The organism is Sphingobium sp. TCM1, assembly GCF_001650725.1.
Taxonomy (GTDB): domain Bacteria; phylum Pseudomonadota; class Alphaproteobacteria; order Sphingomonadales; family Sphingomonadaceae; genus Sphingobium.
Map to the genome: position 1 here is coordinate 1 of NZ_LXVX01000025.1, position 21,154 is coordinate 21,154.

Genomic DNA, 21,154 nt, shown 5'->3' on the forward strand with positions numbered 1-21,154 from the left:
AGATGTGTATAAGAGACAGACCTAGGACGTTGTCGACGTAAAGCTGTTCGGGAATGCCGCTGACGATCCATTCGGGATTGGGCTTGCGCCAGATCGCCTGCCGCAAGGCGAGCGCCGTGTTGAGGGCACTGGGGGCATCGAGGCTGAGGAAGTAACCGGCGATGGCTCGGCTGTGATCGTCAACGATGACGGTCAGCCAAGGACGCACCGGGGTTCCGGCATCATCGAGCACGAGAATGTCGAGAACGGTATGATCGGCCTGCCACATCTCGTTCGAGGTCGCGGCTTCGCGCCGATGCACTAGCTCGTGCTGGTCGCGGTAGACGGCCGGATCGGAGGCTGCGGCGATCTGGCTTGCCGGTATCGCCCTGACGACACGCGCGACGGCCGCATAGCTGGGGGTTCGGTGTCCATGCGCGATGGCGAGTTCCTGCACCTTTCGGTGAATGGCGGCGACCGGGGGTCGCGGGCGCTTGGTGGCGAGAGTGCGGGTCAGTTCGACCAGATGTTCCGGCAGGTGCAGCCTGCCCCGATCGTTGCGCGGCAGACGCGCGAGACCGGCAAGTCCTTCGGCACGGTAGCGCCCGAGCCAGCGCTGCAACGTCCGCTCGCTCAGCGTGCCGGTGCGGGCGAGGTCCGCGAGCGGGATGCCATCGGCGAGGTGCGGTTCAAGGACGCGGTAGCGCTCGATCGCCAGCGGCGGGACAAGCGCCGGATGCGTCACCGCCGACGGTCCGTGTCGCAGGTAAGGAAAACGGAGATTTGCCTGCCCATCGCCATGCGAGTCCGCTCGCGTTGCCAAACCGGCCTGTTCGACGTAAATCTACCCGGTAAAGAAAACTAGGGCAACATAGACCTGCCGATGACGACTTTCTTCCCAAACCGCGCCCGATCGGGGCGCCACCGGCCCTACGCATGAAAATCGGTTACGCCCGCGTATCGACCGCCGAGCAGAACCTGGACCTCCAGCGTGATGCGCTGAAGGCTGCCGGCTGCGAGAAGGTCATCACCGACAAGGCCTCCGGGGCGACTGCCGCTCGCCCTGGATTGGAAAAGGTGAAGGAGCTGCTTCGCGCCGGCGACACACTGGTGGTCTGGCGCCTCGACAGGCTCGGCCGCTCGCTCCGTGATCTGATCGGATGGATGACCTACCTCGACGAGGAAAAGGTCGGGCTGCTGAGCCTGCACGAGGCGATCGACACGACCACCACGTCGGGCAAGCTTACCTTCCACCTGTTCGGGGCATTGGCGGAGTTCGAGCGCAACCTGATCCGCGAGCGGACCCAGGCCGGTCTCACCGCAGCCCGCGCTCGCGGCAAGAAGGGTGGCCGGCCGGCCGCACTCGGCAAGGACAAGCGCGACCTGCCCGTCAGGCTCTACCACGAGAACACGATGCCGATCGCCAAGATTTGCTCGATGCTCGGCATCTCCAAGCCAAAACTCTACGCCTATGTGCGATCGGCCGAGACCAAGCCGGTAGCCGCGTAGCGACGCTCGCCGACAAATAGCGCGATCAGAATGCCGCCACTTAGCGCGAGCGTTTACACCGTTCGCGGTCCCGATCGGCCCAGCGTCCCCCGGAACCGTTCGTTATCGGGAAGGCATCTAAGCGGTCTGCACCATCCTTCATCTAAAGTTCTCCAAGCGCTTCTGAGGATTTTCGGGCGCACCAAAAGCACTTGCTCCTCCAGTGGCTGGAGCATGTAACCGCAATTTGCTCTCCTGCGGACGGGGGGCTGGAGGTGGCTTTTTGACGGCCCGTGTTGAAGCAATCGGTATGTCTCGACGCTCATTAGTGGCGCGGCTGGTGGCCTGTGGAACCGGCTTGGTGCTCGGTTCTCCAACGCTCGCGCGACAGACTTCCCGGTCTGCGGGCTCGTGGAACTTCGGTGCGGCTCACCTCGAATGGGAGCCGCTGGAAGTCGGCACGGGTGATACCCTCCTTGTTTCGGCACAAGTGCGCGGAGTGCCGGTGCGGGCGGTGCTCGACAGTGGCAGCGGCGCGTCGATCATGAGCACGGCGCTCGCGGCGAAGCTCGGCTTGAACGATGGTGAGCGGCGCATGATTAGCGGGCTGAGCGCCAAGGCCCCGGTGCTGCTGGTCCGCGACATCGACGTACAGCTCGCCCGCGAAACCCGTCGCTTACCCTTTGCCGTCGTTGGTGATCTGAGTTCAGTGTCGGCGGCCTTCGGACGACCGATCGATATCCTCCTCGGTGCCGATATGTTCACGGGTAGCTGCATCGCGCTCGATTTCGCGAAAAGGCGTATGGCGGTCGTCAAGTCAGGCACGTTTCTCGCCGGTCCCGACTGGCGCGCTGTCGCGCTCGGGCGCGGTGCCAAGCAGGAGCTGTTCATTCGAGCTTCCGTCTCGGGTTTGCCTCCCGTGCCCTTGATGATCGATCTTGGCAGCTCGGCCGCGCTGATGCTCTCGTCGGCCTATGCCCGCGATCAAGGGCTGTTGAACGGGAAGCTCGTCTCGACCGCGGCGATCGGCGGCGTCGATGGTGTGCGTATCAACGATGCTTTCACGATCCAGAACATCAACATCGAAGGGCTTGGCGTCTCGAACGTCCCCACACTCGGGATGAGAGCTTGGCTCTCCACCAGCACGGTTGGCAATGTCGGCCTACCGCTGATCGCTCAATTCGACGTGGTGTTCGACGTGACCGCCGGATTCGTGTGGCTCCGGCCACTCGGTCCTCGTCGTCGCCTGCCGATGCTGAAGGACCGTAGCGGCCTTGGCCTCGCAGCCTCACCAACGGCGCTCACCGTTGTTCATGTGGCGGCGAACAGTCCCGCGGAAAAGGCTGGCTGGGCGGTCGGCGACCGGATCGTGGCGGTGAACGGCCATTCGATCGATGCGAACTATACGCGTGGGGAGCTCTGGCAAGTGCGCTCCCGGCCTGCTGGCACCCTCGTAAAGCTGACGATGGCCTCGGGTGATGTGCGCGAGCTCAGGCTGGCCGATTATTATTGATCGGCTTGAGGGTGGCCTTTGCCGATCGCCTTCATGATCCGACAATCGGCCATGCGCGCCTTGGTGCAGCTCTGGCTGAGCATTGCCAACTCATCCCGCAACACCGCGAGTTGCGCCAGTCTCTCCTCCACATCCTTGAGGTGCTGAGCAGCGATAGCTGAGGCGGCACCACAATCCTGGTCCGGGTTCTGCGCCAGCCCCATCAACGAACGGATCTCGTCGACGGAGAAGCCAAGCCGGCGACCGTTGCGGATGAAGTGCAAACGCTCAATGTCACTGGCATCGTAGGTTCTGCGACCCGACGCCGTGCGAGGGGCGGATCGGAGCAACCCGATCGACTCATAAAAGCGGATCGTCGTCACCTTCGTCGAGGTCTCGCTGGCGAGCTGCCCAATCATCACCGGCTTCATCATGCCATCCTTGCTTATGCGAACGTGTCGCACATTTCGCTTGCTTCTACAGCGACTGGAGGTGGTAAGGAAGGCCGCATGAATGCTTCTACCGAAAGCTGCGGGTGCCACGGGGAGCCCGCGCGCGCGCAAACCGATCCGGCCTATCGCCGTGCGCTGCTGACCGTCGTGGTGCTCAACCTCGGCTTCGGAGTCGCCGAGCTGTTCGGCGGGTTCATCGCCGATAGCCAAGCGCTGAAAGCGGATTCCCTCGATTTTCTCGGGGACGGGTCGATCAGCCTTATCGGTCTTCTCGCGCTTGCCTGGTCCGCACGGGCGAGGGCAAAGGTCGCGCTGACGCAGGGGTTGTTTCTCGGTGCGCTTGGCGTGGGCGTAATCGGTTTCGCGATTTGGCGCGCCCTGAACGCAACCGCGCCCGATGCCGAACTGATGGGCACAATCGGCGTTGTCGCGCTCGCGATCAATGTCGTGTCCGCCTTGGTGCTTGCGCGTTTCCGGGAAGGGGACGCCAATGTTCGCGCGATCTGGCTGTTCAGCCGCAACGACGCGCTCGCCAACGTGGCGGTGATCGCCGCGGCCGGTCTGGTGGCGTGGACAGGAAGCGCCTGGCCGGACCTCGCCGTCGCCGGCCTCATCGCCCTCCTGTTCCTCCACTCCGCTTATGAAATCGTCACTGGCGCTCGGCGCGAATTGGGAGAGCGGTAGTGCGTCTGCTCGCGTTGATCCGGGCAATGCTCTCGTTGCGGCTGCTCTCCGCGCTCGCGGCGCTGCTGATCCCTGCTGCGGCAATCGCCGAACCCGGCGACGTGCAAACCGCATGGCGGCTGCTCGACTATATGGCCGTCGATTATGGCGGCGCGGTCGCCAACGGTCGGATCAAGAGCACGTCGGAATATGCCGAGATGACGGAGTTCGCCGCGTCGGTCTCGACACGGCTTCAGGGCCTGCCGGCGAAGCCGGAGCGTCAAGCCCTCATCCAGCGGGCTGCCAACCTCCAGGCGGTGATCGCGGAAAAGGGACCGACTGAACAGGTGGCAACATTGGCGCACGGGCTCGCGGCCGATCTGTTGCGCGCCTACCCGGTGCCGCTCGCGCCCGATAAGGCTCCGAACCTCGTCTCCAGCGATGCACTGTTCCGACAATCCTGCGCGTCCTGCCACGGGATGACGGGCAACGGCCGTGGCCCTGACGCCGCCAAGCTCGCTACGCCCCCGATTGCTTTCACCGATGCCGAGCGCGCGCGCCAGCGCAGCGTGTTCGCGCTCTATCAGGTGGTGACGCAAGGCATCGACGGGACCGCGATGCAGAGCTTCGCCGATCTGCCCAACGATCAGCGCTGGGCGTTAGCATTCCGAGCCGGGAGCTTCGCCTTCACGGATGCGCAGGCGCGCGAAGGCGAGCGGCTTTGGAAATCCGACCCGACCCTTCGCCGGCGCATTCCGGACCTGAAAACCCTGGTCGCGCTCACCCCGGCCGCGCTCGGCGCGGCGATCGGCGACGCCAAGGCTGACCCAGTGCTCGCGTTCCTGCGTCGTCATCCCGAACAGGTGATACAACAGGCTCCCGGCTCGCTCGCGGTCGCCCGCGCCAAACTCGCCGAAAGCGTGGCGGCTGCGCGGCGCGGCGATGCGCGCATGGCGAAAGAGCTGGCGCTGTCGGCCTATCTCGATGGGTTCGAGCCGATCGAGCCAACACTCACCGCGCGCGACGCGACGCTGATGGGTCGAATCGAGGGCGCGATGGGGGAGTTCCGCGCCTCGATCGACCGGGGCGCGTCGCCCGATGATCTCGCGGAGAAGGTCGCAGTACTGGGCGGCCTTTTCGACGATGCGGAAGCGGCGCTCGCGCCTGATGCCGCCACCGAAGCGTCCACGTTCCTGGGCGCGTTCACGATCCTGCTGCGTGAAGGGCTCGAAGCCCTGCTCATCGTTGTCGCCATGATCGCGTTCCTGCGTAAAGCCGAGCGCGGCGAGGCGCTGCGGTACGTGCATGGCGGCTGGGTCAGCGCGATCATCGCGGGCGGGATCACCTGGGCGGTCGCCACCTATGCGATCGGGATCAGCGGTGCGAGCCGGGAGCTGACGGAAGGGTTTGGCTCGCTGTTCGCCGCGGTCGTGCTGCTCTCGGTCGGGATTTGGATGCACGGCAAGGCGCAGGCCGATCAGTGGCAGCGCTATATTCGCGAGAAGATGTCGCGGGCGCTCTCGGGCGGGTCGGGCTGGTTCCTGTTCGGGCTGGCGTTCGTCGTAGTTTATCGCGAGGTCTTCGAGACGATCCTGTTCTATGCCGCGCTTTCGGCGCAAGGTGACAACGGGATGCTTCTCGCGGGGGCCGGGTCGGCGATTGGACTGCTCAGCCTGATCGCTTGGGCCATGCTTCGCTACAGTCGCAAGCTGCCGATCGCGCAGTTCTTCCGCTATAGCTCCTGGCTCATGGCGGTCCTGACCGTCGTGCTGGCGGGTAAAGGCGTCGCCGCGCTCCAGGAAGCCGGCCTTATCAACATCGCACCGCTCGCGGACGTGCCACGGCTGTCGATGCTCGGCGTGTTTCCCACTTGGCAATCGGTGCTGGCGCAACTCCTGATGGCGGTCGCCATTGCGGTCGGGTTCGCCTGGAACGGGCGCGACCGATCCCGCTCGGGTTCCGGCTCAGTGACCCTTGGTTCGAATTAGTGCAATGACATGAAAACCCTTCCGTGATAGAGGCAAGCTAGTGCGAGCCTTTTTGCCTTTCCTGACATGCCTGATGCTGGTCCTGACCAGCTTCTCCGGCATGGCCCATGCCGCCGATCTGGCGGGGGGAAGCATCGCGGGCGTTGAGTTCACGGTCCATACCGCCGGTGACATCGATCAGGTGCCATCGGACTCGGACAAGAATGTCCCGCATCATCACAATTATTGTCACGGACACGACGTCGGCGCGCCTGCGCGCACGACGATGGAATATACCCCCGTCCTCACAGTGCCCAAGCCGACAATCTCCGCCTCTGCGTCGCTCGACGGCCGCACCGGCATGGTCCATTTGAGGCCCCCCCAAGCCTGACGTCCGATTTGGGCGTGCGTTGGCGCGCCCCTGTCGATCATCGTCAGGAGTCCTATTTTCATGAATCGTATCCTCGCGGCCATGCTGGCCGCAGCGTCTTGCGCCACGATGGCGCAGGCGCAGGTCGGACCGTCCGCGCCTGTTGCGCAGGATGCGCCGGTCTACACGCTTGACCAAGCGGTCAGTGCAGCGGGCGGTTCGGCCCCTGCTGCGGAAGCGGCGACAGCTGGAATCGACGCGGCCCGTGCAGGTCGCACAGTCGCCGGCTTGCGGCCCAATCCGGTGGTTCAAGGCCAAGTCGAGAATGTCATCGGCTCCGGGCCGTATCGGGGGGTCCGCAGCGCGGAAACCACGGTCGGCTTTGCGATCCCGATCGAGCTAGGCGGCAAGCGCGGCGCCCGCGTCGCGGTCGCCAATGCGCAATTGTCCCGGGCCGAGATCCAGGCCGCGATCATCGCGGCGGATGTCCGGCTTCAGGTAACGCAGCTCTATGTCGAAGCGGTCGCGGCCGATCGCCGGGTAATGACAGCCCGCGATCAGGCCCGGATCGCCAGCGATGCGCTGCGGGCCGCGAGCGTTCGCGTGCAGGCAGGGCGGGCATCGCCACTCGAGCAACAGCGCGCGGATGTCGCGCGTATCAATGCCGACGCCAATGTGGAGCGGCAGCTTCGCTTGGCCGAGGCGGCCCGCGCCAATCTGGCGCGTCGGATCGGACGGCCGATCGACGGCCTGCTCGATGACACGCTGCTCGATCGCCTTCCCGATGTGAACGTCTATGGGCCGTTGGCACCGGTCAACACGACCGGCACACTCGCGCTGGCGGCAGCCAACGCGGATTTCTCCATTGCCGAAGCCGGCGTGCGGCTCGCGCGCGCCAATCGCGTGCCTGACCTGAACGTCGGGCCGTCGATCCGCCGCCTGGAAGCGACCAACGACATGGCGGCGGTGTTCAGCGTGTCGATCCCGATCCCGGTGTTCAACAATGGTCGCGCCGCGATTGCGCAGGCGACCGCGCAGCGGACCCAGGCGGATGCGCAGCGCCGCGTGACCGCGCTCGACATCGAACAGGCGATCACGGACGCGCAGGCGCAGGCGGCCAATGCCGCAACGACGGCTCGTGCGGCGTCGGGGCCGGCGCTGGCGGCTGCACAGGAGGCCGCCCGCATCGCGCGGATCGGCTATCGCGAGGGCAAGTTCGGCCAGCTCGAATTGCTCGATGCTGAACGCACGCTCGCCGAAACGCGGGTCGCCGCGATCGACGCGCTTGCCAATTACCAGAATGCCCGCGCGCAAGTGGAGCGACTGACCGCTCGTGCGCCCAATGGGGGGAATCAGTGATGAAGAGCTTTTATCTCGCGGGCGCGGCGTCGCTCGCCCTGCTCTTGGCTGCCTGCGGCGGCAAGGATGGCGGAAACGAGGCAACTGCCGAAGGCGCAGCTGCCAATGAGACGGCAGCGGGCACGGAAAAGGGCGGTGCTGAAGGCGGTCATGCCGGTGAAGGCGTCGTCACATTGGGTGCCGACCAGATCGCCACAGCGGGCGTCCAGGTCGGACGGCCGATCATCGGCGGGGCCGGGACGATCGAGCTGCCCGCGATCATCGAGGGCGACCCACAGGGAACGCAGGTCGTCTCGGCCGCAATTGCGGGACGCGTGGTCGCGCTCACCCGTAACCTCGGCCAATCGGTCGGACGCGGCCAGACCATTGCGGTCATCGAAAGCCGCGAGGCGGCGCAGATCAAGGGCGAGGTCGAGGCGGCGCGGGCGCGGCTTCAGCTCGCTAATTCGAACCTCGCGCGCGAACAGCGGCTGTTCGCGCAGAGAGTCTCCCCTGAACAGGATCTGATCGCCGCCCGCACAGCGGCGACGGAGGCGCGGATCGCCCTGACGCAGGCGCAGAGCATGGTTTCGGCGGCGGGTGTCGGCGGCGGCGGGCTCAACCGGCTCGGCATTGCCGCGCCGATCTCGGGCCAGATCATTGCGCGCCCCGTGACGCTGGGACAAACGGTCGCGGCGGATGCCGAACTCTATCGCATCGCCAACCTGAGCCAGGTGTCGATCGCGCTTAATCTCAAGCCCGAGGATGCGGGCCGGGTGCGTCCCGGCAATACGGTGCTGGTGAAGGCGGCAGGCCGTCAGGCGACCGCCCGCGTGACCTTCGTGTCGCCGGCGCTTGATCCGCAGACGCGGCTCGTGCCTGCGCTCGCCACCCTCGACAATCGCGGTGGCGAATGGCGGGTCGGCGAGCCTGTGACGGCAGCCGTGCAGCTCACGGGCAGCGGCGGGAGCGGGGCGGTCCGCGTGCCGACGACGGCGGTCCAGAGTTTCGAGGGCAAGTCGGTCGTGTTCGTGCGCACGCCCACCGGCTTCAAGGCGACCCCGGTCCAGCTCGGCGATGCGTCGGGCGACACGGTGATCGTCCGGTCGGGCCTGACCGGCAACGAACAGATCGCCACCACCGGAAGTTTCACGCTCAAGGCCGAGATCGGCAAGGGCGAAGCGAGCCACGAGGATTAAGCCATGATCGCCCGTATCGTAACCTGGGCGGTCGAGAAGCGCTGGCTAGTCCTGCTCCTCACCGTCATCGTCGCCGCCATCGGCGCCTTTTCCCTCTACCGGCTACCGATCGACGCGGTGCCGGACATCACCAACAATCAGGTCCAGATCAACGTCCGCGCGCCTGCCCTCTCGCCCGAGCTGGTCGAGAAGCAGGTGTCGTTTCCAATCGAAACCGCGCTCGCCGGCACCCCCGGCCTGGAATATACGCGCTCGTTGAGCCGCAACGGCTTCGCGCAGATCACGGCGGTCTTTTCGGACGCGACGGACATCTATTTCGCCCGCCAGCAGGTGGGCGAGCGTCTGCGGGGCGTGCAAGAGAATCTGCCCGACGGCGTGAACCCTGAAATGGGTCCGATCGCGACAGGCCTGGGCGAGGTGTACATGTACACCGTTCGTCTCGATCATCGCGAGGACGACAAGCACAAGCCCGGTGAACCGGGCCAACAGCCCGATGGCAGCTACATCACGCCAGAGGGCGAGCGACTGACGACCGAAGAGGACAAGGCGACCTACCTGCGCACCGCGCAGGACTGGATCGTGACGCCGCTTCTGAAGACCACACCGGGCCTCGCCGGTGTCGACTCGATTGGCGGTTACGCCAAGCAGTTCCTCGTCGTGCCCGACGTGCAGAAGCTGGCCTCGCTCGGCATCACGCTGACGGACCTGGGAAATGCGCTGGAGCGCAATAACACCAGCGTCGGCGGTGGCTTCGTCAATCGCAATGGCGAAGGTCTGGCTGTTCGCTCGGATGCGCTCGTTCGCAATGCCAGCGAGTTGGCCAGGACCGTGATCGCGACACGTAACGGCGTGCCGATCACGGTCGAACAAGTTGCGACTGTGAAGACGGGTCAGGCGATCCGCATGGGTTCGGCATCGGAGAACGGTACCGAAGTCGTCGTCGGCACGGCGATCATGCGGATCGGCGAGAACAGCCGCATCGTGTCGACCGCGGTCGCTGAGAAACTGAAGACGATCAACGCTTCGCTGCCTCCTGACGTCGTAATTCAGCCGGTGCTGAACCGCACCGAGCTGGTCAATTCGACGATCAAGACGGTCGCGAAAAACCTGTCCGAAGGCGCGGTGCTGGTCATCGTCGTGCTCTTCCTGCTGCTCGGCAACTTCCGTGCGGCCCTGATCGCGGCGTTGGTCATCCCGATCACCATGATGCTGACAGGCTTTGGTATGCTGCGCGCTGGGGTCTCGGCCAATCTGATGAGCCTTGGGGCTTTGGACTTCGGTCTGATCGTCGACGGCGCCGTCATCATTGTCGAAAACGCGCTGCGCCGGCTTGCCGAGCAACAGCATCATGAAGGCCGATTGCTCAGCGTCAAGGAACGGCTCGCGACCGTGGCAGCCGCTGCGCGTGAGATGATCCGTCCCTCTGTGTACGGGCAGGCAATCATCATCCTCGTCTACGTACCGCTGCTCACGCTGACCGGCGTGGAGGGTAAAACGTTCGGACCGATGGCGCTGACCGTCATCATCGCGCTCGCCTTCGCCTTCATCCTCTCTCTCACCTTCGTGCCGGCGATGATTGCGATCTGGCTGTCGAAGAAGGTCGAGGAGAAGGACGGCCGCATCATCACGTGGCTGAAGAAGCGCTACGAACCCGGTCTCGACCGGGCCATGAAGCGCCCGACGCTGACGATCGGTGCGGGTGTGGGAAGCCTTGTGGTGGCGGCGCTTGCTTTCACTACGCTCGGCTCGGTGTTCCTGCCGCAGCTCGACGAAGGCGATTTGCTGATCCAGTCGCTCCGCATTCCGGCAACGTCGGTCCAGCAGAGCCAGGCGATGCAGGTGCCGATCGAGCGGATGATGTCGAAGCAGCCGGAGGTGCAATTCGTCTATTCCAAGACGGGCACCGCCGAGCTGGCGGCCGACCCGATGCCGCCGAACGCGACCGACATGTTCGTCATCCTGAAGCCGCGCAAGGATTGGCCGGATCCTGAGCTTCCCAAGGAGGAGCTGGTCAGCCGGATCGAGGGTAATCTCGCGAAGATTCCGGGAAATGCCTACGAGATCACCCAGCCCATCCAGATGCGCTTCAACGAGCTGATCGCCGGCGTGCGCGGCGACATCGCGGTGAAGGTGTTCGGGGACGACTTCAACCAGATGAACCGGACGGCCGAGCAAATCGCGGCGGTGCTGCGCAGAACGCAAGGCGCAGCGGACGTGAAGGTGGAGCAGACGACCGGTCTTCCCATGCTCGACATTCGCGTCAACCGCGACGCGATGGCGCGGTTGGGCGTTACGGCTCAGGATGTGCAGGACACCGTGACTGCGACGATCGGCGGGCGAACATCGGGCCAGATCTTCGAGGGCGACCGTCGCTTCCCCGTGGTGATCCGCCTGTCGGAGGCGCAGCGTGCCGACATCGGCCTGCTCCAACAGGTGCAGGTGCCGGTGGCAGGCGGCGGCTATGTACCGCTGTCCAGCGTCGCCGAGATCAAGGTGGTCGATGGTCCGAACCAGATCAGCCGCGAGAACGGCAAGCGGCGCGTGGTGGTGCAAGCCAACGTGCGTGGCCGCGACGTCGGATCCGTCGTGGCGGATGCGCAGGCGGCGATCGGCAGCCAACTCCGGCTGCCTGCCGGCACCTATCTCGAATGGGGCGGCCAGTTCGAGAACCTCCAATCGGCAAGCGAACGGCTGAAGCTGGTCATTCCGGCTTGCTTCATCTTGATCCTGCTGCTCCTCTACGGGGCGTTGGGATCGGTCCGCGACGCCGCGATCGTGTTCACCGGCGTGCCTTTCGCGCTGGTGGGCGGCGTCCTGTTGCTGTTCCTGCGGGGCATGGACTTCTCGATCTCGGCGGCAGTGGGCTTCATCGCCCTCTCGGGCATCGCGGTCCTCAACGGCCTCGTCATGGTCAGCTCGATCCAAGATCTGATCCGATCAGGGATGAGCCGCGAGGAAGCCGCGCATGTTGGCGCGATGCAGCGTCTGCGACCCGTCATCATGACCGCGCTAGTCGCCAGCCTCGGCTTCGTGCCGATGGCGCTGGGCGAAGGCGCCGGCGCAGAGGTTCAAAAGCCTTTGGCGACGGTCGTCATCGGCGGTCTGATCTCGGCGACGCTTCTTACGCTGTTCGTGCTGCCGACACTCTATGCCCGGTTCGGGCAGAAAGTGATCGAGAAACCCGAGCACTACAATGAGGAGCATGAAGGGGACGACCACGGTCAGACCTTCGTGAACAACTTGGCCTGATGGATGGGCGGGGCGATCCGCGATCGCCCCGCCCATCTCTGGGAGATGGGGATATGCCTCGCACCATAACCAGCTCGATGCTTCACGGCGGGCCACTGCGCATCTGGTCGGCACTCACCGATCCGGATCATCGCCGGGCGTGGAGTCCGCTCGTATTTCTCGATGATCCGTCCCGGCTCGGCGACACAGAATGCACCTTTGCGATCCAGGGCATCACCCGGCCAATTCGGACGCCAGCACGGATTGATCGATTCGATAAACCGCACGCCTTCGCTTGGTCCTGCGGCATCCCCTATCTGTTCACGCTCGAAGAGCGGTACGAGCTGGCGGGGGACGATGGCGGCACCAGGCTAACGCATAGCTGCACGCTGCGCGGGGCGCTCTCCCTGCCGTTCGCGGCGATGATGTTGCGCCGCCTGCGATCCCTGATGGTCGAATCTGACGATCGCCTCGCAACCTATCTCCGCTGGCGGGTAGGTCAGCCTGCCCGGGCTATCAATCGTCAGCGCGTCCCCTTCCGCTACAGGAGGAAGGCGCGATGATGATGCACTGTAAGCGGGTGCTGCCCGCCGTCATCCTCGTTGTCGGGCTCGCGGCGTGCTCGGAAAGAAAGCCGCCAGCCCCGCCAACGGAGCAGCAGATCCATTCGTCCGACAGCGCCGTGGCGACCGGGGAAATGGGGCGGCATAGATATCGCTGTTCCGACGGGGAACCGCTGTTCGTCGATTACAAGGACAACGGCCTGCAGATCGATTTGCGGCGCTCCAACGGGGGACCGCCGATGATGCTGACCGCGCCAGCGCAGGGCCTGCAATATGTCGGCGAAACAGCCACCGCGACCTTCAAGGGGTCGCAGCTCACCATCGTGGAAGGCGATGGCCGTACCCGGATCTGCGAGCAGGAAGGCACGCGATGAACTGCCCTGCCTTCGAACGCCACAGGGCGCTTCGTCGGAAGAGACCGATGTCTGACACGTCGATTTCAAATGTGACAACCTTGTGCGGCCTGAATCGGGCCGGTCTGGCGATCGCGCGCCTCGGCGTCGTTCTCGTCTCCGGGGCGGTTATAGGGGCGTGTAATCCAGCGCCGACCCAGCCTACCGAGCCGGCGCATGAAAAGCATCTGACGTCGAAACTAATCGCGCAGCGCATCATGTACTGCGACGACGGCACACGCGCCGATGTCGACTTCATCGATGACGGCTTGAAAATGGCCGTCACCTGGCTGCCGAAGGGCAGGACCGAGATCCTGCGCGCGCAGCGAACCGGTGACGAGTTTCGCGGCGACCATTCGCGGGCTGTCGTGGCGGGCGGATCGATCGCGTTCACGCGACGCGGGAAGATCCGCGTCTGCCACCGAACCCCGGAGGAGTCCTAGGAAATGCAGGCACTGCTCTATACGCTTGCGCCTGTGCTGGCGGTCGTGCTCGGCGCGATTGTCGCGAGCCGCACCAAGTTGAAACCTGGCCTCGTGGCGGGCCTACAGCATCTCGCTGCCGGCGTCGTGTTCGCGGCGGCAGCGACCGAAATCCTGCCGCAGGTCAAGCATGAGGCATCGCCCAGCGCGACGTTGATCGGCGGGGCGGCGGGCGTCGCGACCATGCTGGGGCTCAAGGCTCTTGAGGCCCGCTTCAAGGGGCCGATGGCGCTACTCGCCGCGATCGGCATCGACATTCTGGTCGACGGCCTGGTGCTCGGCCTCGCTTTCGTGGCGGGCGAGAAGGCAGGTCTCCTGCTGACGATCGCGCTCACTCTGGAAGTGTTATTTCTGGGACTGACGCTGACCGACGAGCTGGCGGAAACCTATCGCTCGCGCTTGCGCATCATCGTGATCGTCTCGGCATTGGCCCTGCTGCTGCCGATCGGCGCGCTCGCTGCCGTGCCGGTCGCCGCGCTGTCGCCGGTGATGATCGCCGGCTTCCTCAGCTTCGGGCTGATGGCGCTGCTCTACCTCGTCACGGAGGAGTTGCTGGTCGAGGCGCACGAGAAACCCGACACCCCGCTCATCAGCTCGATGTTTTTCGTCGGCTTCCTGGCCCTGCTGACACTTGAGGAGATGATGGGATGATCCCGGGCAACGACAACAATGGCGGGCAGGAGCGCCGCACACTGTGGATCGTCCTGCTGCTGAACGCGGCGATCGCTGCGGGCTTCTTCGTTTCCGGCTTCTTCGCGGACTCGAGCGCGCTGATCGCCAACGGCGTCGACAACCTGTCCGATACGGCTGTGTATGCGCTGAGCCTTGTGGCGCTCACCCGGGGCCAGACATGGAAGACACGCGCCGCGGTCGCTTCGGGCGTCATGCTGCTGATCTTCGCGGGCGGCATCTTGATCGATGTCGGACGGCGCTACGTGCAGGGCAGCGAGCCCATCGGACCTACCATGATGGTCATGTCCGCGATCGCCGGCGTCGTGAATTACCTCTGCCTGCGGCTGCTCCAGCGCCTCAAGGATCCGGACGTCAATCTCCGGGCCGCAACCACCTTCAGCTTCAACGACTTCATTTCCAACGGCGGCATCCTGATCGCCGGCGTGCTGGTGCTGTGGTTGGGTACCAATTGGCCGGACCTGCTGGTCGGCTTCGCCACCGCCATCATCGCCATCAAGGGCGGTGTCGAAATCCTGCGCGACGCGCGCGCCGAAACCAAGAAAAGCGAAAGGAGGTCGTCATGAACGACAAGCTCGAACTCGACATTCCAGTGTTGTTGCCGGACCTTCCTGACGCGGCCGATGCCTGCCTGGACCGTCTCGTATCAACCCTGTCAAAGCGCGAAGGTGTCGAGCGGGCGCATGTGATCTGTCTCGACGGCAACACGCCAGCGGCGCTGTGCATCCATTTCGATGCCGCCAAGCTGCCGCTGCCACGGTTGCGCGAAATGGTGCGCGCCGCAGGTGCCGAAATCACCGAGCGCTACGGCCATGCGATCTGGCAGGTGACGGGGATCAACCACGAACGTCGGGCGCGCACGGTCAGCGATGCGCTGTGCGCCTTGCCCGGCGTGGTCCAGGCAAGCGCCAGCACCAGCGGGTCTGTCCGGGTCGAATATGATCGCCGCGAAACCACCGAAGAGGAGGTGCGCGCTGCGCTTCGCAAGCTGAAGGTGAGGGTGGGCAAGCGGGTCGCTGCCGATGAACATGCCGGCCACGACCACGGCCCCGGGGGCCACGGCGCGGGCGAAGAGAAGCACGGCCCCGGCGATGGCCACGACCATAGCCACGCCGAATTTCTCGGCCCCAATACCGAGCTGATCTTCGCGCTCGCCTGTGGCGCGCTGCTGGGGATCGGCTACGCGATCGAGAGGCTGGTCGCTGGCGCGCCCGAATGGCTGCCGACCGCCTGCTATATCGCAGCCTATTTCTTCGGCGGATTCTTCACGCTGCGCGAGGCGATCGACAACCTCCGGATGAAGAAGTTCGAGATCGACACGCTGATGTTGGTCGCTGCGGCCGGCGCCGCTGCGCTGGGCGCATGGGCCGAAGGTGCGCTGCTGCTGTTCCTGTTCAGCCTCGGCCATGCGCTTGAGCATTATGCAATGGGCCGCGCCAAGAAGGCGATCGAGGCGCTGGCGAAGCTCGCGCCCGAAACCGCGACCGTGCGACGCGGCGGGCAGACCAGCGAAATCCCGGTCGAGCAGATGGTCGTCGGGGACATTGCCATCGTCCGCCCGAACGAGCGCCTGCCTGCCGACGGCTTCGTCATCAAGGGCACCAGCGCGATCAACCAGGCCCCGGTCACGGGTGAAAGCATCCCGGTCGACAAGGTGCCGGTCGCAGATGCCGCAGCGGCACGCGCCAAGCCCGATGCAGTCGACGCGGAAAGCCGGGTTTTTGCTGGTACGATCAACGGCGGCGGCGCGATCGAGATCGAGGTGACACGCCGTTCCAATGAAAGCGCGCTTGCCAAGGTCGTGAAGATGGTGAGCGAAGCGGAGACGCAGAAGTCGCCGACGCAGCGCTTCACCGACCGGTTCGAACGGATCTTCGTGCCCGCCGTCCTGGTCCTGTCAGTGCTACTGCTGTTCGCATGGGTGGTCGTCGACGAGCCGTTCCGCGACAGCTTCTATCGCGCGATGGCGGTGCTGGTGGCGGCAAGCCCGTGCGCGCTCGCGATCGCAACGCCGAGCGCGGTCCTGTCGGGCGTTGCCCGTGCAGCGCGGGGCGGCGTGCTCGTGAAGGGCGGTGCACCGCTCGAAAACCTCGGGTCGCTCAAAGCGATCGCTTTCGACAAGACGGGCACGCTGACCGAAGGTCGTCCGCGCATCACTGATGTCGTGCCCGTCGATGGCGCCGATGAAGGCGAGTTGCTGGCGCTGGCTGTCGCCGTCGAAGCGTTGAGCGACCATCCCCTGGCCCAAGCGATCGTCAAGGACGGCCGCGAACGTCTGAACGATCGTGCCGTGCCGACTGCCGGCGACCTCAAGAGCCTGACCGGTCGGGGCGTCACCGCGAGCGTGGATGGCGAGACGGTGTGGATCGGCAAGGCCGAGATGTTCGGAAGTGAGGGCATTCCGGCGCTGGGGCAGGGCGCGCAGGACGCAATCGCGAAGCTGCGCGAGAACGGCCGCACGACAATGGTGGTCCGCAAGGGGGACCGCGACCTGGGCGCGATCGGCCTGATGGACACGCCTCGCGAAGCTGCCAAGACCGCGTTGCGTCGGCTGCACGAGATGGGCGTGTCGCGGATGATAATGATCTCCGGCGATCACCAGAAAGTCGCCGAAGCGATCGCCGACGAAGTCGGGATCGACGAAGCGTGGGGCGACCTCATGCCCGAAGACAAGGTTGCCGCGATCAAGAAGCTCGCCGGCGAAGACAAGGTCGCGATGGTGGGCGACGGCGTGAACGATGCGCCGGCGATGGCAAGCGCCACGGTCGGCATCGCGATGGGCGCGGCGGGGTCGGACGTTGCGCTGGAGACAGCCGACGTGGCGCTGATGGCCGACGATCTGGCGCACCTGCCATTCGCAGTCGGTCTTAGCCGCCATACCCGTGGAATCATCCGGCAGAACGTCTTCGTCAGCCTGGGTGTCGTCGCCTTCCTGGTGCCTGCTACCATCCTCGGCCTCGGCATTGGGCCAGCGGTGGCGGTTCATGAGGGATCGACGCTGCTCGTCGTCATCAATGCGCTCAGGCTGCTCGCCTACCGCGATCCGGCAGGGAAGGCGGCATGAAGTGGCTGATCGCCTTCGACCTCGACGGCACGCTTGCCGAGAGCAAGCGGCCGTTATCGGAGGATATGGCCGCAATCCTCGCCCGATTGCTCGCCATCACGGATGTGGCGGTGATCTCGGGCGGGGACTGGCCGCAGTTCGAAAAGCAGATCGCCTCGCGCCTTCCTGCCGGCGTCGCGCTCGACCGTCTCTGGTTGATGCCGACCACAGGCACGAAACTCTATCGGTTCATCAATGGCGCTTGGCGCGCGGTCTATGCCGAACTGTTCGACGACGCGGAGAAGGCGAAGATCCGCACGGCCTTCGATCAGGCGCTGACCGATGCCGGTCTCGCCGACGAACGTATCTGGGGCGAACGGATCGAGGACCGGGGCAGCCAGATCACCTTTTCGGGCCTGGGGCAGGCAGCGCCGCTGAAGGAAAAGGAAGCGTGGGATCCTGACCGAAAGAAGAGGACCGCGTTGCAGGCCACGTTGCGCGCGAAGCTGCCGGAGCTCTCGATCAATCTCGGTGGCACGACATCGATCGACGTGACCAGAGCAGGGATCGACAAGGGCTATGGCCTGAAGCGCCTGAGTGCCGAGAGCGGTGTCCCGCTCGACGGGATGCTGTTCATTGGGGATGCGATATTCCCCGGTGGGAATGACTATCCCGCTGCTGAAATCGGCCTCGACACAGTGAGGGTGCGCGACGTCGCGGAAACCACCGCCGTCGTGACCGCCATCATCGCGTGTCTGCACCGATAGGATCAAGATACATGGTCGGCTCCATCGCGGAATGCCGCATTGTCAAAGCTCTGGCTTCTGTCGCTTAGGGCAGCGCTTCCTAAAACGAAAAGAAGGCAATGTGCGCGTCTCCGCGAACAAAGCCTCCAGCGATCAATCTAAGAGATTCCGCCGCGCTTCTCAATCGTAGGGGGCGTTTGCGGGAGGGGGCGGAATCCTACGCTAAGGATTTGGGCCAGCGATATTCCCCGGTTAGATTGATGTGTTCCCATCCCAACGGCGAGACGTGGGCGAGTAGATCAGGCGCGATATGGGTACCGCTGGCGGCCCGGGTATTGACGACCTCGCCGAGCTTCATGGTGTTCCAGAATATGATGATGGCGGCGAGCAGGTTCATTCCGGCGATGCGATAGTGCTGGCCTTCGCCGGATCGATCCCGGATTTCACCTCGGCGGTGGAAGCTGATGGCGCGCTTTAGGGCGTGGTGGGCCTCACCCTTGTTGAGGCCGATCTGAGCCTGGCGCTGGAGGCCGGCATCAAGAATCCAGTCGATCATGAACAGGGTTCGCTCGATGCGGCCCACCTCTCGCAATGCGAGGGCCAGCTCATTCTGGCGCGGGTAAGAGGCGAGCTTGCGAAGAATCTGGCTGGGGGCGACGATCCCCGCTGCGATCGTCGCCATGATGCGCAGGATGTCGGGCCAGTTGCGCTCGATGAGCGGTTCATTGATCTTACCTCCGACCAGCGCTCGCACATTGGCCGGCGTCGCGTTGGGCGTGAAGGCATAGAGTCTTTTCTGAGGGAGATCGCGGATACGGGGGGCGAACCTGTAGCCGAGCAAGGCGCAGGCGGCGAACACATGATCGGTGAAGCCGCCCGTGTCGGCAAAATGCTGGCGAACGCGGCGGCCCGCGTCATTCATGAGCAGCCCGTCCAGGATATAGGGAGCCTCGCTGACCGTTGCCGGGATCACCTGGGTTGCGAACGGCGCATATTGATCGGACACATGGCTGTATCCCTTGAGGCCCGGGACGTTGCCATATTTCGCGTTGATCAGATTCATCGCCTCGCCCTGCTCGGTAGCAAGGAAGAACTGCCCGTCGCTGGATGCCGATTGCCCTTGTCCCCAGAAGGCGGCCATGGGCAGGGCGGCGTGGGCCTCCACGATCATGGCGAGCGCCCGATCATAGGCGCTGCCTTCGACATGCCAGCGCGCGATCCGCAGCAATTCCCAGAAGCTGTGCGTGTTGGTCGCCGCCGCCATCTTGCGCAAACCGAGATTGACGCCTTCCGCCAGCAACACGTTCATCAGGCCGATCCGGTCGCTGCAGGGCGCGCCGGTGCGCAGATGCGTGAACGCCTCGGAAAATCCGGTTCGCTCATCGACTTCCAGCAACAGATCGGTGATCCTCGCGGGCGGGAGCTGTTGATAGAGATCGAGCACGAGATCCTCGGCCCCTTCGGGCGTGTCGGCCCTCAGCTTGTCGATGTGCAGCTTGCCGTTCTCGATGATGCCGCCTGGGATCGTGCCGGTTCGCGCCGCGCGGCCAAACTCCTTCAGCCGTGTATCCAGTCGAGCCCTGCGCTCGGCCAGCCATTCGCCGGGTCGCAGCGGCACGGCGAGCCGCGCGGTCTGCTCTATCGCCTGTGGCGGGACCAGAAGCTGCTTGAGGTCGCCATAGCGGCGCGATCCCGCCAACCATATGTCACCGGACCGGAAGGCGTCGCGGATGTGGAACAGCACCGCGATTTCCCAAAGCCGGTGGTCGCCGCTGGGCTCAGCGCGAAGATGACGATGCCATTTCGAGTTGGGACGTAGAAAATCCACCGGCGGATCGACCTTGATCCCGTTACGCAGCATCGCAACGGCCGCCAGAAGAGGCGTGGCGATCGGCGCCGCCTGCATGTCGAGCAGGCGCAGCATCCTGGGCGCGTAGAGGCGGAAACGGTGATAGCCGTCCAGCACACGGCTGAGCGGGTCGGCCGCGAGCACGTTGGTCAGCGCGGAGGCCGTGGCGACAAGGGTTCTGAACCGTTCCCAGCCAGGCCCGGTGGCGATTATCCCGTCCAGGGCCGTGCCATCGTCCTGCGCTCCAAGCAAAGCACCACCGATTTCGGCAAAGGACTTCAGCGTGTCCCGAACGGCCGCCTTTTCGTCGGCGATCCTGGTGTTGCAAAGGCGTTCGGAGGCCCGATAGAGACGGCCTACGATGCGATCGTGGGTCTCCACGATGACATCGGCCAGCGATGACCGCCATTCCAGGGTGCAGACAGCGAGGATCGCAAGCCGCCTGTCTTCGGGCAGATCACGCATGCCGTCGGCGTAATAGCGCTCGCCCTGCCGGCGAAGCCGGGTCACACGATGCGCCGGCACGCCGTCCAGCAAATCCGCCGGAAGATCGAACCTTTGAAGATATTCCAGTCGATCCATCAGCCGGTTAGCGGCTGCTGAATTTGCGCCAACCTCGAACTGTCGCAGCCATACGAAGCGCGTGACGCGACCATCCACCGTATCCTCCAACAGGTGAGCCAAATTCTCGCTCAGGGTTGGCGTGATGCGATGGGCGATAAGATCCTCGATCCGGCGCTCGGCCTCAACCAGCGCATCGGCGCAAAGGCGCTCGATCGTCGAGGAGCCGGGAAGGATCGTGCGGGTGCGGCGACACTCCGCAACGAAGCGACGGGCAAGATCCTCATTCGATGTCGCCGCCTCGGCTTCCCGAGCGATCCATTCGCGCAAATCCCGTGCGCCCCGCCCCGAAAAGGAGCGATAGCCGTAGATTCGGCGAAGGTCCGCCAGATGCTCGTGCCGGGTCTCCTCGCGCGCGGCATAGAGGAGTAGATCGTCGCTGGTCAGGCCGAGCTGGGCCGCGATGAAATCCGATACCGGCTCTGTTGCAAAAATCGTGAAGCTTGAGCATGCTTGGCGGAGATTGGACGGACGGAACGATGACGGATTTCAAGTGGCGCCATTTCCAGGGTGATGTGATCCTGTGGGCGGTGCGCTGGTATTGTCGCTATCCGATCAGCTATCGCGACCTTGAGGAAATGCTGGCGGAACG

General features: G+C 64.8%; 17 protein-coding genes and 2 pseudogenes. 16 read left to right on the forward strand and 3 right to left on the reverse strand.

Annotated features, from left to right (window positions below; translation table 11 throughout):
- Positions 1-724, reverse strand: a 724-nt coding sequence (locus A7Q26_RS16565; RefSeq protein ID WP_157102581.1) for a helix-turn-helix domain-containing protein, incomplete at its 3' end; no start/stop codon positions are given.
- Positions 725-915: 191 nt separating this feature from the next.
- Here A7Q26_RS16565 and A7Q26_RS16570 point away from each other — a divergent pair.
- Together A7Q26_RS16570 and A7Q26_RS16575 are read left to right on the forward strand one after the other, a co-directional pair.
- Positions 916-1,488 carry a recombinase family protein gene (locus A7Q26_RS16570; protein WP_009824027.1) on the forward strand — a complete coding sequence of 191 codons (573 nt, stop codon included), beginning with the start codon at positions 916-918 and terminating at the stop codon, positions 1,486-1,488.
- Positions 1,489-1,777: 289 nt separating this feature from the next.
- Entirely contained in the window at positions 1,778-2,980 is a 1,203-nt protein-coding gene (locus A7Q26_RS16575) for an aspartyl protease family protein (protein WP_013039112.1), read from the forward strand.
- Here A7Q26_RS16575 and A7Q26_RS16580 read toward each other — a convergent pair.
- A complete protein-coding gene (locus A7Q26_RS16580; protein ID WP_004212867.1) occupies positions 2,974-3,390 on the reverse strand; it encodes a MerR family transcriptional regulator in 417 nt (138 codons plus the stop codon). The genes A7Q26_RS16575 and A7Q26_RS16580 overlap by 7 nt on opposite strands.
- A 78-nt stretch (positions 3,391-3,468) precedes the next feature.
- Between A7Q26_RS16580 and A7Q26_RS16585 the strand changes: the two genes are divergently transcribed.
- The 13 genes from A7Q26_RS16585 (at position 3,469) to A7Q26_RS16645 (ending at position 18,113) form a co-directional block, all read left to right on the forward strand.
- Positions 3,469-4,095 (forward strand): cation transporter, encoded by a 627-nt coding sequence (locus tag A7Q26_RS16585; protein ID WP_004212870.1) that lies wholly within the window; start codon positions 3,469-3,471, stop codon positions 4,093-4,095.
- A complete protein-coding gene (locus tag A7Q26_RS16590; RefSeq protein WP_004212871.1) occupies positions 4,095-6,062 on the forward strand; it encodes a cytochrome c/FTR1 family iron permease in 1,968 nt (655 codons plus the stop codon). The genes A7Q26_RS16585 and A7Q26_RS16590 overlap by 1 nt, the downstream gene beginning before the upstream one ends.
- A 73-nt stretch (positions 6,063-6,135) precedes the next feature.
- A complete protein-coding gene (locus A7Q26_RS16595) occupies positions 6,136-6,432 on the forward strand; it encodes a hypothetical protein (RefSeq protein ID WP_007406840.1) in 297 nt (98 codons plus the stop codon).
- Positions 6,433-6,492: 60 nt separating this feature from the next.
- Positions 6,493-7,770, forward strand: a complete 1,278-nt coding sequence (locus tag A7Q26_RS16600; protein WP_013039111.1) for a TolC family protein — start codon at positions 6,493-6,495, stop codon at positions 7,768-7,770.
- Positions 7,770-8,948 carry an efflux RND transporter periplasmic adaptor subunit gene (locus A7Q26_RS16605; RefSeq protein WP_004212877.1) on the forward strand — a complete coding sequence of 393 codons (1,179 nt, stop codon included), beginning with the start codon at positions 7,770-7,772 and terminating at the stop codon, positions 8,946-8,948. Before A7Q26_RS16600 ends, A7Q26_RS16605 begins: the two co-directional genes overlap by 1 nt.
- A 3-nt stretch (positions 8,949-8,951) precedes the next feature.
- Positions 8,952-12,197, forward strand: coding sequence for an efflux RND transporter permease subunit (locus tag A7Q26_RS16610; protein ID WP_004212878.1), 3,246 nt, complete (start codon positions 8,952-8,954; stop codon positions 12,195-12,197).
- 53 nt (positions 12,198-12,250) lie between these two features.
- On the forward strand, positions 12,251-12,739 hold the full coding sequence (locus A7Q26_RS16615) for an SRPBCC domain-containing protein (protein ID WP_004212879.1): 489 nt from the start codon (positions 12,251-12,253) through the stop codon (positions 12,737-12,739).
- A complete protein-coding gene (locus A7Q26_RS16620; protein WP_009824022.1) occupies positions 12,736-13,113 on the forward strand; it encodes a hypothetical protein in 378 nt (125 codons plus the stop codon). Before A7Q26_RS16615 ends, A7Q26_RS16620 begins: the two co-directional genes overlap by 4 nt.
- A gap of 47 nt (positions 13,114-13,160) precedes the next feature.
- Positions 13,161-13,574 (forward strand): hypothetical protein, encoded by a 414-nt coding sequence (locus A7Q26_RS16625; RefSeq protein ID WP_004212881.1) that lies wholly within the window; start codon positions 13,161-13,163, stop codon positions 13,572-13,574.
- A 3-nt stretch (positions 13,575-13,577) separates the two neighbouring features.
- Positions 13,578-14,264: a ZIP family metal transporter gene (locus tag A7Q26_RS16630; RefSeq protein WP_004212882.1), complete on the forward strand. Its 687-nt coding sequence runs from the start codon at positions 13,578-13,580 to the stop codon at positions 14,262-14,264.
- Positions 14,261-14,869, forward strand: a complete 609-nt coding sequence (locus A7Q26_RS16635) for a cation transporter (protein ID WP_004212885.1) — start codon at positions 14,261-14,263, stop codon at positions 14,867-14,869. Before A7Q26_RS16630 ends, A7Q26_RS16635 begins: the two co-directional genes overlap by 4 nt.
- Positions 14,866-17,367: a heavy metal translocating P-type ATPase gene (locus A7Q26_RS16640; protein WP_004212886.1), complete on the forward strand. Its 2,502-nt coding sequence runs from the start codon at positions 14,866-14,868 to the stop codon at positions 17,365-17,367. The genes A7Q26_RS16635 and A7Q26_RS16640 overlap by 4 nt, the downstream gene beginning before the upstream one ends.
- A complete protein-coding gene (locus A7Q26_RS16645; protein WP_004212890.1) occupies positions 17,364-18,113 on the forward strand; it encodes an HAD-IIB family hydrolase in 750 nt (249 codons plus the stop codon). The genes A7Q26_RS16640 and A7Q26_RS16645 overlap by 4 nt, the downstream gene beginning before the upstream one ends.
- Before the next feature lie 196 nt (positions 18,114-18,309).
- Here the strand turns inward: A7Q26_RS16645 and A7Q26_RS16650 are convergent.
- Positions 18,310-20,982: pseudogene (locus A7Q26_RS16650) on the reverse strand (Tn3 family transposase); the annotation flags it as partial.
- Between the two features lie 59 nt (positions 20,983-21,041).
- On the opposite strand from A7Q26_RS16650, the pseudogene A7Q26_RS16655 reads away from it, so the two are divergent.
- A pseudogene (locus A7Q26_RS16655) lies at positions 21,042-21,154 on the forward strand (IS6 family transposase); the annotation flags it as partial.